Annotated in this window: 10 protein-coding genes; 9 read left to right on the forward strand and 1 reads right to left on the reverse strand. The window is 66.2% G+C overall.

Translation table 11 applies throughout. The features are described 5' to 3' along the window. Positions 1 to 43: 43 nt before the first annotated feature. On the reverse strand, positions 44 to 574 hold the full coding sequence (locus C1I95_RS25530; RefSeq protein ID WP_111217420.1) for a DUF4352 domain-containing protein: 531 nt from the start codon (positions 572 to 574) through the stop codon (positions 44 to 46). Positions 575 to 785: 211 nt separating this feature from the next. Between C1I95_RS25530 and C1I95_RS25535 the strand changes: the two genes are divergently transcribed. The 9 genes from C1I95_RS25535 to C1I95_RS25570 all read left to right on the forward strand — a co-directional run bounded on the left by C1I95_RS25535 (position 786) and on the right by C1I95_RS25570 (position 12849). Continuing rightward, complete coding sequence (locus tag C1I95_RS25535) at positions 786 to 2915, forward strand: hypothetical protein (RefSeq protein WP_111217422.1); 2130 nt, start codon at positions 786 to 788, stop codon at positions 2913 to 2915. A gap of 76 nt (positions 2916 to 2991) precedes the next feature. Then, positions 2992 to 4560, forward strand: a complete 1569-nt coding sequence (locus C1I95_RS25540) for a class I SAM-dependent DNA methyltransferase (RefSeq protein ID WP_233513880.1) — start codon at positions 2992 to 2994, stop codon at positions 4558 to 4560. Next, positions 4553 to 5728: a restriction endonuclease subunit S gene (locus tag C1I95_RS25545; RefSeq protein ID WP_111217426.1), complete on the forward strand. Its 1176-nt coding sequence runs from the start codon at positions 4553 to 4555 to the stop codon at positions 5726 to 5728. The genes C1I95_RS25540 and C1I95_RS25545 overlap by 8 nt, the downstream gene beginning before the upstream one ends. Continuing rightward, entirely contained in the window at positions 5725 to 8934 is a 3210-nt protein-coding gene (locus C1I95_RS25550) for a type I restriction endonuclease subunit R (protein ID WP_111217428.1), read from the forward strand. Before C1I95_RS25545 ends, C1I95_RS25550 begins: the two co-directional genes overlap by 4 nt. A 133-nt stretch (positions 8935 to 9067) precedes the next feature. Further along, positions 9068 to 10207, forward strand: coding sequence for a restriction system modified-DNA reader domain-containing protein (locus C1I95_RS25555; RefSeq protein ID WP_158566470.1), 1140 nt, complete (start codon positions 9068 to 9070; stop codon positions 10205 to 10207). A 41-nt stretch (positions 10208 to 10248) separates the two neighbouring features. Continuing rightward, entirely contained in the window at positions 10249 to 10887 is a 639-nt protein-coding gene (locus tag C1I95_RS25560) for a DUF6308 family protein (protein WP_199523908.1), read from the forward strand. A gap of 247 nt (positions 10888 to 11134) precedes the next feature. Further along, the gene (locus tag C1I95_RS25565; protein ID WP_111217432.1) at positions 11135 to 12040 is read left to right on the forward strand and encodes a phospholipase D-like domain-containing protein; all 906 of its coding nucleotides are present in this window, start codon (positions 11135 to 11137) and stop codon (positions 12038 to 12040) included. Between the two features lie 81 nt (positions 12041 to 12121). After that, positions 12122 to 12283: a hypothetical protein gene (locus C1I95_RS35415; RefSeq protein ID WP_158566471.1), complete on the forward strand. Its 162-nt coding sequence runs from the start codon at positions 12122 to 12124 to the stop codon at positions 12281 to 12283. Between the two features lie 83 nt (positions 12284 to 12366). Then, entirely contained in the window at positions 12367 to 12849 is a 483-nt protein-coding gene (locus tag C1I95_RS25570; RefSeq protein ID WP_267900714.1) for a CBS domain-containing protein, read from the forward strand. Positions 12850 to 13173: the final 324 nt, after the last annotated feature.

Raw genomic sequence — 13173 nt, forward strand, 5'->3', positions numbered from 1 at the left:
GGCTTCGCGGGACCCGCCCCAGTCGCGGTGGTGGTGCGTCGGGTCAGCTCAGGGCGACGGTCACGCCGCCGGAGAACATCGAGTCGTGCAGCTTGAGCTTCGGGAGCTTGACGTCCTTCGGGATGTCGAAGACGACCACCCCGGTAACCTGGTTGCCGGGGTTGATGTTGTTGAGGAAGGTCTCGGCGTTCTTGTTGGCGTAGATGGCCGCCTCACCGTCGGCGGAGTACTCGGTGCCGTCGGCCGCGTAGGCCTTCTGGCTGCTGCCGTCGAACATCTGCGCTTCCTTGCCGATGTTCTTGACGTTGATGGTGACCAGGCAGAACTGGCCCTGCGCCTTCGCGCCGAGCAGGTCGCTGCCGACCTTCTTGACGCCGCACTTGTTCGACTTGACGGTGAACTCGAACTTGCCGTCGCGGGCGGAGTCGCCGATCTTCGCCGTCTTCGCGGCCTTGTCCTCACCGTTGGCGCCGGCGTCGCCACCCGCGCCGCCGGCCTCGTCGGTGGCTCCGGCGCCGCAGCCCAGCGCGACGAGAGCGGTGGCAAGCAGGGCGAAGGTCATGGTCTTTCGCATTTGAGAGCTCCGATTCAGAGGGACGCCGCGGCTCGGTGATCGCCAGCGGCTCGCTGATGCCGACGAATCACAGCAGTCGCCGCAGCTTGACCGCCAAGTTTCGACGTACGGAACGTTGATAACCGGGGTTACCAAGGAGCAAGTAGTGTCGGCGTCGAGAATCCTCTACAGTCGACCCACTACCGGCGTGATCAACAGATGAGGAGGTGACGTGGCTGCCGTCGACCTCATCTCCCTGCCCGAGATCGCCGAGCTGGCCGGGGTGCAACGCCCAGTGGTTACCACCTGGCGCCGCCGCTACCCGGCGTTCCCCGCTCCGGCACAGGCAGACCGGGGTAGGCAACTGTTCAAGGCCCGCGAAGTCGTCGACTGGCTGGTCGACACCGGCCGTGCCGACCGTCAGTCCATCGAGCCGGACCTCCGGCTTCACCTGCTCACCTGTCTGGCCCTCCAGGCAGGTCCGTCGTCGACCAACGGGCGGCGCGGCGGCTTCACCTCACAGGTACTGGTGAGCGCTACAACCGCGCTGATCTGCCTGCACCACCTCGACGACGAACCGCTGCGTCCGGACGGCCACACCGACCGGCACGTGATCGAGGCGCTCCGCGAGCGGGCCGCCGAGGTCGACTGGGACGACGAGCTGCTTCGGTCCGAGATCGAGGCGCTGCCGTCGGACGCGGCCTGGCTGGCGGAGGTGGTCGACGAGCTGATCGAGGCGGCGTGGGGGACGGCCCAGGCGTACGAGCGGCTGCTCGCCGCCCGGCACCGGTTCGGCGTACCGCAGCTTTACGAGGAGGCGATCGTCCCGCAGCTGGCGCGTCTGATGGCCGGGCTCTCCGGCGCCCGCGAGCACGCCGACCTGCACGGCATCGTCCAGGTCGCCGATCCGCGCGCCGGCACCGGCGACCTGCTGCTGGCCGCGCGCCAAGAGCTCGGTGAGCACGACTCGGTGATGTTCGCTGCCGAGGCCGACCCACTGCTGGCCCGTCTGGCCCGCCGCCGGCTGGTCGTGCACGGTATCCCACGCGGCAGTTGGCAGTTTGACATTGCCGCAGGCTGCCCGGCGGGCTCGTCGGCTGCGGGCGTGCTGCTCCTGCGGCTGCCCTACCAGCCGGCCGAGGCACGCACCGATCACAATCCCTTCGCAGAGCTAGCCGAGGTGACCGGGGCCCTGGCGCCCGGGCAGACCGCGGTCGTGGTCGGCCCCGCCGAGCTGCTCGCCGGCGCCCTGCCGCCCTACAAGCCGGCGGCGCGTTCCCGGAACGAGCTGCTGGCCACCGGCCGTGTCGAGGCGGTCGTCCAGCTTCCCGGCGGCGTGGTGCCTTTCCGGCCGGGCTATCAGACCGCACTCTGGGTGCTTCGGCACGAGGAGACACCCGAGTGGCAGGGGCGCGTCCTGTTGGCGGATGTCTCCGACCGACCGCTCACCGACCGCGTCGTCGAGGAGCTGATCATCGATATCGCCACCTGGCGGCGCGCGGGACACCGCCCTGACGAGCACCTGAGGGTGTACGCCAGCCAGGTGCGGATCGCTGACTTGACGATGCCCCGGCGCCCGCTGACCTCACGCCGGCCCGCCATGCTGCGTGAGCTGGTGCGCGACGGGCGGGTGACGATCGCGGAACTGGCCGACACGGAAGTGGAGCTCAACCAGCTGGCCGAACCGCGCCCGCACCTGCGCACCCACCTGGCCGCACAGGGCGAGATCCGCCGGGCACCGACGAAGTCCATTGGCGCGCTCATTCGGGACGGCCATCTTGCCATGGTCAAGGGCAGCCGGATCGCGGCCGGTCACATCAGCAGTGTGGGCCACTACCCGGTGATCGGGCCGCCGGAGCTGACCGCGGGCGCCCAGGTCGGTTCCCGCCGGATCGACCGGGCGGTCTTCGCCCAGCGCTACCCCCGTGCGCGGCTGAGTGAACCGGGCGACGTCCTGGTGACCATGGTGCCCCGGCTCGGGGCATATCACGACGAGGAGGGCACCTCGGTTGTCGACTATCCGACCCGGGTGCTGCGGATCCGGCCGGACGGGCGCGACCGGTTCACCCCTCGGGTGCTGGCGGCGTTGGTCAATGCTGTACCCGCGCAGCGGCCGACCGGCGCGGTGCGGGCCGCGGCCCGGCTGGCTGACTTGCAACTTCCCCTGCTTCCTCCGGCCGAGATCGTGCGGCTCGACGCGATGCTCTCGGCGATGGAGGAGCGCCGCAACCTTGCCCGCCGTGAGCTGGCCCTGCTCGACGACCTTGGTCGTCGGGCTGTGGCCGGGCTCACCGACGGCACCCTGACCATCACGGCGGGCGCACCGCTGGCTGGACCACCCCGCCGCGACCAGCAAGACTGACCGCACCGCACGAACGGATACGAGGAGCACCATGCCCCCCAGGAAGAGGGCGGCCGGGCAAAACGCACTGCCCGGCATGCCGACGATGGCCGACCTCCGCGACACCCTCTGGAAGGCTGCCGACAAGCTCCGCGGCTCGATGGACGCTGCGCAGTACAAGGACTTCGTCCTGGGCCTGGTCTTTCTCAAGTACGTGTCCGACTCGTTCGAGGAGCGGCGCGACCAGATCAAGCAGGAGGTACTTGACCAGGGCATCCCCGAGGGGCGGGTGGACACCTTCCTCGACGACGTCGACGAGTACACCGGCCACGGCGTCTTCTGGGTGCCGGGGGAGGCCCGTTGGTCCCACCTGGCGGAACGGGCAAAGGCTGGCGAGATCGGGCTGCTGCTCGACAACGCCATGGACGCCATCATGAAGTCCAACCCGGCGCTGCTCGGCGTGCTGCCGAAGATCTTCAACCGGGACAACGTCGACCAGCGACGGCTGGGCGAGTTGGTCGACCTGATCAGCGACGCTCGGTTCACCGGTCACGGCGACCGGGCGGCCCGCGACGTGCTCGGTGAGGTCTACGAGTACTTCCTGGAGAAGTTTGCCCGCGCCGAGGGTAAGCGCGGCGGTGAGTTCTACACCCCGCGCAGCGTTGTCCGGCTCTTGGTCGAGATGCTGGAGCCGTACTCCGGCCGGGTCTACGACCCGTGCTGCGGGTCGGGCGGCATGTTCGTCCAGGCGGAGAAGTTCGTGCTCAACCACCGCGGCCGGCGCGACGACATCGCCGTCTATGGCCAGGAGTCCAACGAACGTACGTGGCGGCTGGCGAAAATGAACCTCGCCATCCACGGCATTTCCGGCAACCTTGGACCGCGCTGGGAGGACGCCTTCCACGCCGACAAGCACCCCGACCTGCGCGCCGACTTCATCCTGGCTAACCCGCCGTTCAACATGTCGGATTGGTCACGCAGCGTCGAGGATTCGCGGTGGCGCTACGGCGTGCCTCCGGCCGGCAACGCCAACTTCGCCTGGCTGCAGCACATTGTCTCAAAGCTCGCCGAGCGCGGCACGGCAGGCGTGGTGCTCGCCAACGGCTCGATGTCGTCCAAGCAGTCGGGCGAAGGTGAGATACGCGCGGCGATGGTCGAGGCCGACCTGGTCTCCTGCATGATCGCGCTGCCGCCGCAACTCTTCCGCACCACCCAGATCCCGGCCTGTCTGTGGTTCTTCGCCAAGGACAAGGGGCCGCAGGGGACAAAGCGGCTTACCGACCGGCGCGGCGAGGTGCTTTTCATCGACGCCCGGAACATGGGCAAGATGGTCGACCGCACGGAGCGTGTCCTGACTGACGAGGACGTCGCGAAGATCGCTGGGACGTACCGCGTATGGCGCGGCACGGCGTCCGCTCGAGCTCAGGATCAGGCGTACGAGGACGAGCCTGGCTTCTGCTACTCAGCGACTCTGGACGAGATCCGTGAGCACGATCACGCGCTCACACCGGGGCGGTACGTGGGAGCGGCCGCGACCGACACCTCGGGCGACGAGCCGATCGCGGACAAGATCGAGCGCCTTAAGAAGGAGCTGTACGCCCACTTCGAGGAGTCTTCTCGCATCGAACAGCTGATCCGTGGAAAATTGGAGCGGCTCAATGTCTGAATCAGTCATTGGAAGGGTGCCCTCGGGTTGGGCTCTCGCCACGCTAGGCGACCTTTGTAGGTCGGGCGGTGGTGAAATCCAGACGGGCCCATTCGGTAGCCAGCTCCATGCGTCAGATTATGTGGTAACTGGTATTCCCAGCGTGATGCCGCAGAACATTGGCGACAATGTAATTGTGGAAGACCGGATTGCCCGGATCAGTCCAGAAGACGCGGAACGCCTCTCTCGCTATCTGTTAAGAGACGGTGACATCGTCTACTCCCGTAGGGGGGATGTGGAGCGCAGAGCTCTGGTAAGCGCAGCGCAAGATGGCTGGTTGTGCGGCACTGGCTGCCTACGTGTTCGGCTTGGCGACTCTGCAGATCCGCGGTATATCTCGTACTACCTGGGCCACCCAAAGGTCCGGCAATGGATCGTTCGCCACGCGGTCGGCGCAACAATGCCCAATCTCAACACCAGTATCCTATCTGACGTCCCAGTTGTCTCCCCGCCCCGCGCAATCCAGGAGGGCATCGCATCAACTCTTGGCGTGCTGGATGACAAGATCGCGGTCAACAAGCGTATCGATGTGTCCGTATGCGAGTTGGCTGAAGTGGAGTACGCAAGAGTTGTTTCCATGATTGGAGAGCGGGCGACCCTAGGTGACCTAGTGGACTTGAAGTACGGCAAGTCGCTCCCTGCAGGTCAACGTCGTTCGGGAGACATCCCGGTCTACGGGAGCGGCGGTGTGGGTGGTTGGCATGACGAGTCACTGGTTGCGGGGCCAGGAATCGTGGTGGGGCGTAAGGGGACGGTTGGCGCAATTCACTGGGAACAGGGCAACTTCTTTCCGATCGACACGACCTTTTTTGTGCAGGTGCGGCGGCCGGACGTGCCCTTGGAGTTCGTATTCTTTGCCATGAAGAATCTTGGCCTTGCCTCCATGAACTCGGATTCTGCCGTTCCGGGGCTAAATCGGACCAACGCTCTAGCGGCCACGGTACCGTTGCCGCCCATCGAGGAAGTTGGGCGATTCGCCCGAAGGGTCAAAGAGCTTTTTGAGTTGAGGCATTCGCTGCTCTCGCAATCGCAGCGCCTTGCGGACTTGCGAGACGCGTTGTTGCCAGGCTTGATGTCGGGGGCAATTCAGGCGCGGGACGCCGAGAAGGCCGTGGAGGACGCGACATGAGTGCTGGACCGTTCGCTTATTCCGGTGACATGACGGAGGCGCATTGGGAGGCGCTCGCGCTGGACATGTTGGCCGAGGCGGGCTGGGAATTTGTGTCAGGGTCATCGATCGCGCCGGGGACTGGACAGCGCGACTCGTGGGCGGAGCCGATCCTTTCCGGCCGCCTGCGCGATGCGGTCGCCCGGCTCAACCCGCAGCTTGCGCCCGCCCAGATTGACGAGGCGGTGGCCCAGGTGCTCACTGCGCGGTCGCGCGATGCGCTCGCCGAGAACCAGCGGCTGCACGAGCTGATGGTCAAGGGCATTCGCTCGATTGTCTACACCGACCAGCACGGCGCCGAGCACAACCCGATCATCAAACTCATCGACTTTCGTGACGAGGCGGCCAACGACTACCAGGTCGTGAGCCAGGTGACCGTTACCGACGGTGACCACAAGCGTCGTTTCGACGTGGTCTGTTACCTCAACGGGCTGCCGGTCGGGCTTATCGAGCTGAAGAAGGCCGGCGACGCGTACGCCGATCTGCGGGGTGCCCACCGGCAGGTCGGCACCTACGTCGAAGAGCTGCCGCTGGCCTTCCGGGCCAACGTCGTCTGCGTCGTCTCCGACGGGATCACCGCTCGCTATGGCACCGCGTTCACACCGTTCGAGCACTACGCGCCGTGGAACGTTGACGACGCCGGCAAGCCAGTGCCGCAGCCACCGAAGAGCGACGAGGACCTAGCGCTCAACCTGGTCCTCTACGGCCTGTTTACGCCGCGCCGGTTCCTGGAACTGTTGCATGGGTACGTCGCGTTCGCCGAGGCGAGGGGTGGGGCGATCAAGCGGATCGCCAAGCCGCACCAGTACTTCGCGGTGGAGAAGGCCGTCCGCAAGACCGTCGAGGCGACCCGCAGCGACGGCAAGGCGGGCGTCGTCTGGCACACGCAGGGCTCCGGCAAGTCCATGGAGATGGAGTTCTACGCCCACCAGATTGCCACCCACCCGAGCCTGGGCAACCCCACCATCGTGGTGATCACCGACCGCACCGATTTGGACGAGCAGCTGCTGGAGTCGTTCGCCGCAAGCGAGCTGTTGCCAGAGCGGCCGGTACAGGCGGTGACCCGGGAGAGCCTGCGCACCGAGCTGACCAACCGTCGCACCGGCGGGATCATCTTCACCACCTTGCAAAAGTTCGGGCGTACCCGGGAAGAGCGCGACGCGGGCCGTAAGCACCCGCCGCTCTCGGACCGGCGCAACGTCATCGTCATCGTGGACGAGGCGCACCGCAGCCACTACGACAGCCTCGACGGGTATGCGCGGCATCTGCGGGACGCCCTGCCGTACGCCACGCTGATCGCCTTCACAGGCACGCCAATTTCGGAAGCCGACCGCGACACCCAGGCCGTGTTCGGCGACTACGTCGACATCTACGACCTGACCCGGGCCGTCGAGGACGGTGCCACCGTCCGGGTTTACCACGAGAGCCGGCTCATACCGGTGGACCTGCCGGCCGGCATCGACCCGGAGACGCTCGACGAGCGGGCCGACACGTTGACCGCAGGCCTGGACGACGCTGAGAAGGCCCGCGTCCAGCGCACGGTTGCGGTGATGAACGCCGTCTACGGTGCACCGGACCGGGTCAAGACTCTGGCGGCCGATCTGGTCGGGCACTGGCAGGCCCGGTCGAACCAGATGCGCAAGTACATCGACGGGCCAGGAAAGGGAATGATCGTCTGCGCGACGCGCGACATCTGCGCCCGCCTCTACGACGAGATGATCGCCTTGCTTCCCGAGGGCTGGCACTCGGACGCCGACGACCTCGGCAAGATCAAGGTCGTCTACACCGGTGGCCCGGACGACGAGCCGCACATCCGTAAGCACGTGCGGCGACCCTCGCAGACCAAGGTGGTCCGGAACCGCGCTAAGAAGCCCGACGACGAGCTGGAACTCATCATCGTCCAGTCCATGTTGCTCACGGGGTTCGACTCCCCGCCCCTGCATACGCTTTACCTCGACAAGCCGATGCGCGGCGCGGCCCTCATGCAAGCGCTCGCCCGGGTCAACCGGACCTTCCGTGGCAAGCAGGACGGCCTCCTGGTCGGATATGCCCCGATCACCCAGAACCTGCACGAGGCGCTGGCCGAGTACACCAAGAGCGATCAGGACACCAAGCCCGTCGGGCGGGACACCGGTGAGGTGGTGGCCCGGCTCCGCGACCTGCACGGCGTCCTCTGCGGCACCATTCTGGCGGGCTTCGACTGGCAGGGTGTGCTAGCCTCCGGCACCAAGAACGCCTTCATCAACGCGGTGGTCGGCACAATCGACCATCTGCGTGACCCGAGTCTGCCAGAAAACCAGCCGGAGCCGGGCGAGCCGAGCCTGGGCGAGCGCTTCCGCCGTAACGCCGCCAGCCTCGACCGGCTGTACGCGCTCTGCGCCAGCAGCGGCGAGATCAACGAACTACGCGACGACATCGCCTTCTTCCAGGCGGTGCGGGTCTGGATGGCAAAGTACGACGTGGAGGACCGGCACTCTCGTGGCCTACCTATCCCTGCAGAGATCGAGCTGTACCTGAGGCAGCTCACCGCCGGCATGATCGAAGCAGGCGGGGTCACGGACATCTACGCCGCTGCCGGCATTGAGCGACCCGACCTGTCTCACTTAGACGAGGCGTACCTGGAGAAGCTGCGCACCTCTAAGACGCCGAACCTGGCGATTGAGGCGCTACGGCGGGCTATCGAACAGACCATGCGCCAGGTCACCCGGCACAACGTCGTCCGCCAGGAGGCCTTCTCCGCACGCCTGCTGGAGCTGATGCGCCGCTACACCAATCAGAACCTGACGTCCGCTGAGATCATCGCGGAGTTGGTGGCGATGGCGAAGGAGGTGAGCGCGGAAGCCAACCGCGGGCGGCAGTTTAGCCCGGCACTCACGGATGACGAACTGGCCTACTACGACGCGGTCGCCGCTAACGAATCGGCCGTGGCCGAGATGGGAGAGGGGCAGCTTGCGGACATCGCCCGCGACCTGGTGGCGTCCGTTCGCCGATCTATCACCGTCGACTGGACTTCCCGCGACGACGTACGCGCCAAGCTCCGCTCCACCATCAAGCGGCTGCTCGCCGTCCACGGCTACCCGCCGGACGCCGCCGAGGACGCGATCCGGCGGGTGCTCCTGCAGACCGAAACCTTCGCAGAGGACTGGTCAACCGACGCGCTAGGCTGACCATTCTCTCCACCACCGTCGAGAGGCACCCTCATGCCACATCGCGTCCTCGACCAGCGCCCGCTCGACCAGCGCCCGCGAAGGCGTTGTATTCGTTCCGTACGGCCTGCCTCGCATTCGCGGGGGGTCGTCGATGAGTGACCTGCGTGCCGTCGTGGAGCAGTGCGTGGAACGGCAACGGCGCTACCAGCAACGCGGCCAGCGGCTCAACGAGCAGAACACCAAGGCCGCATTGATCGACCCGGTAATCGGGGCGCTTGGCTGGGACCTCTTCGACACCGACGAAGTGCACCGCGAGTACAAGCGGGGCGGTCACGAGAATCCGGTCGACTACGCCTTGCTGTTGCTGCGGACGCCGCGGCTGTTCATCGAGGCGAAGGGCCTAGGGGAGAACCTTGACGATCCGCGCTGGGCCAACCAGACCATCGGTTACGCGACGATGGCTGGCGTGGAGTGGGTCGCCCTGACCAACGGTGCAGAGTGGCGGGTTTACAACGCTCATGCCCCGGTGCCGATCGAGGACAAGCTCTTCCGTTCGGTGCGGCTTGAGAACGACATAAATGCCGCGGTCGAGTTGTTGTGCCTGCTCAGCAAGGAAAACATGGGGGACAACCGGATCGAGGAGTTGTGGAAGAGCTTCTTCGTCGACCGGCAGGTCCACACCAAACTGATGGATCTTTTCGCCGGATCGGATCCCGCGCCCGAACTGGTCGACCTGCTTGACAGCCGAATGCCGAGGCTGAGCCGCGAAGAGATCCGCCAAAGCCTTGTCCGGGCGCGTGCCACCTTCGACTTTCCGACGTCGGTGGCTGTCGTGGCGCCGGTCCAAGGGCGACCCCATCCATCGCAGGCGTACGAGCCTCCCGGACAGAGGGTGGCGCCCGGGCCGGTCCCGGCGATGCCGGCGTATAAGTCGCCTGTAACCAGAAGCTCGAAACGAGGACCACGCGTGACGCCGGACGAGCGGAGGCTGAAGCTCGTGGATCTCCTCGCAGCCGGGCGGCTGCGGCCGGGGACCAAGCTGTCTGGCCGTTACCTCGGTGAGCAACACACTGCGGAGCTGTTGGCGGATGGTCGGGTCCGGTACCGGGGAGAGGTTCACAACTCACCCTCTCGCGCGGGCGAGGCGGTGAAGATCGCCGTTTATGGTCGGGACATCACCGACACCCGCAAGGCGACGGACGGGTTCGACTTCTGGCAGGCGCAGGATGCGGTGATGGGTGACGTGGTCACGCTCAAGGAGATCCGTCGTCGCGTCGCGTCGGGCAGGTAGCAATGTCAATCGGTTGGCTTGGACTGCCCGACATCATTGCCGTGCTCGATGACGAGCGCTCCGTCTCCGACCTGCGGCGCTATTTCGCGCCCGGTGCGTTCACCGGCAGTCAGTTCGAGGCGTTGGGCACCGCCTCCAAGGCCCTGCATCGGGACGTTGTGGAGGCCGAGGATCTAATCGCCGTCGAGCTCCTGAACGCGCGCGTACCTGCCGGGGTCGCCCTCGACCTCCTCCAAGGCGATCTCGGTCTGCGGATCAGCGACGAGTTGCGCAAGATTCCGCTCGCCGTGAATCTGGGCGACAAGACGGCGAAAACGTACATCGAGGACCGAGGGCCGGCAGATCGCGCGTGGCGGCTGCTGACGGAGCATCGCGGATTGAAGAAGGCCATCGCTGGGAAGCTCCTGGCCCGCAAACGTCCGAAGCTGATCCCGGTTTACGACGACGTCGTAGCGTGCGCGCTTCGCGGCCGCCCAGGGTACTGGCTCTGGCTCCATGAGCATCTCCGGGCTGAGGACCTCCGGCTGGCGCACAGACTGCGGAACCTCCGGGTTCAGGCCGACGTCCCGGCCGAGGTATCCGATATCCGGATCTTCGACATCGTCTTCTGGATGCGGCATCAGGGCGATCACCAGCGCCGACGTTGTCCCGGGCTGGCGGGCTTCGGTCCCAGCCTATGAGCCTTGCTCTGACGCTCGCTCCCCGGCGGACTTCGGTGGCCGAGGACGAGCAGCAGGTCCTTCGCCACCGCGTGTTCTTGCGATGTGCGGCTGAGGGGTGGTCGACGCTGCGCGTTCCGCAACGGCCACCAGTGCGCGTTCCCGCCGCATGCGTCGATGACGCGAGGGCTGTCGGACAATCAAGCACTGTGGACGTGGGCGGGTTGACGGGTCATGATGCGGTGTGCGACTCGTTTCGAGCCAGGTGATGAAATCGATCTGCGAGAAGGCCGAGAGCAGGAAGATCAAGGCTGCCGTCGCCTATGCGGGTGACGGGGCAGCCGAACTGCTTCCGGTGAAGGCTGGAGATCTGATCGTCGTCAACGGCAGCGGGAACGCACTTGCCAGCGGCGCTACCTCCGCTCGGCTGCTGCGGGCCTGGTACGAGCAGGACGTCCAGCTCTACGCCCACGAGACCCTACACGCAAAGGTCTTCGTGATCGGCCGCACCGCCTTTGTGGGATCGGCCAACCTGTCGCTGCGTGCCTACACGGACGGCACGGTCGAGGCTGCGATCCAGAGCACCGATGCCGCAATCGTTTCCGGTGCCAGGCAGTTCATCGACGAGATGGCTGCCAACGCCACCGAGATCGATGCAGCCTGGCTCGATTGGGCGGAGCAGGTGCCGGTACGCACCAGCGGCGGCCCGGTGCTGTGGAATCCGAACCCGCCGTTCGAACCGAACGCACCGTACGACATTTGGGTCGGTCCTGAGGTGGACGTCGGCTGGACTGATGAGGAGACGGCGCTGGCTCAGGCGGGGCGCCGGATGCATCGAGTAACGGGGGCCAGGGGCAGGTACCACACCCTCGCCGTCAGCGAGTCTGCCACGGACGAGAGCCGCCTCGAGCAGCCCGACATGGTTGTGCTCGTCCGTTCTCGCAGCGTTCAACTGGCCAGGTTCCTGGAACACCGCCGGCGCGGACGGGCGGCGATGGGCTTCTATCGCACCGACCGGGAATCCGTACGTCGGACGCTCGGCGAGGTGGCTGCCGCTCTCGACAGCACCCCAACCATGCTGCGTGAGGAGGAGTGGGTCCGGGTGGATTCGGCGCAGCGCGAGGCGCTTTGCGACCTGTTCAAGCTGCCGAAGCTCCAGGCCCGGTCACGATGACCATTGGCGGCGTGTGAGCTACCGAACACAACCGACTGCGCGGCTCCCATCTCCTCCCAGCACCGTGTCAGGCTCTGGCCGGTGACGATCACAACGCTAGGCGCGCGTTTCCTCGCGGCGTTCAACGACATAGAGAAGCACGTCAGGGCCCACCTCAAGGTCGATGAGCACATCGGCTTCATACAGCTCGTACGGAGTACGCCGAGAAGAGGCGGCTGCCACACCAGCATCGAAGCGCCCTGATCGCGTTCGCTTCCCTGCGGAACGCGATCAGCCACGGCACCTACTACGGCGGTCGACCGATCGCGGAGCCGGTCGAGGCCGTCGTGCAGGAGATCGAGCGGTTACGACAGCTGATCCTCGAACCACCGCGGGCGCTGGGCGCTCTTCCCGCCAGCGAGGTCCGCGTCGTGGGTCCGGACGACTCGATCGGCATGGCGCTGGACCATGTCCGGACTCGGGGGTTTTCGCAACTGCCCGTGTACGACGGCGGCGGCTACGCCGGCGTACTGACCACCAACGCCATCGCTCGGTGGCTTGCTGACCAGTTGACCAGGAACACGGGAATCGCCGAGGAAGAGCCGGTCAGTCACGTGCTGAGGTTCGCCGAGCCGGGCGAGGACGCCATTCTGGTGCCTCGGGCGATTACCGTGGTCGAGGCGATCGACCGGCTGAGCCGTGGGAGGCAGGCCGGCCAGTTGACCACGGCGCTCATCATCACTGAGAACGGCCGGAGGACGGACAAGCCACTGCGGCTCGTCGCCCCCTACGACCTTCCGGTGCTGACCGCCGCCCTTGCCATCACGTGAGCACCTACAGGTGAAGCGGTTGTGCCGCTGGCTCGGTGCCCCGGAGCCGAGCCAGCCGCGACCCCTAGCTGGCGAGCGAACCGAGGTCGCGGCCGTCGAGCAAATTGATGAGTTCGTCGTCGCGACTCACGTCGTAGCCGCATTGGCGCAACTCGGCCACCAGCACGAATTCGCAGTCGAACGGGAGCTCAACGTAGTAAAGTGATCTCAACGACTTTGCGGTAGGTACTTGTACTCGAAATGGGTCAGGTGCAGGGCTGCGGCGATGATGTCGCCGATTCGGCGGGGGCTGGCGGTCGTGTGGCGTAGCGTCTTCCAGCGTCC

The organism is Micromonospora craterilacus, from assembly GCF_003236315.1.
GTDB classification, from domain to species: Bacteria; Actinomycetota; Actinomycetes; order Mycobacteriales; family Micromonosporaceae; genus Micromonospora; species Micromonospora craterilacus.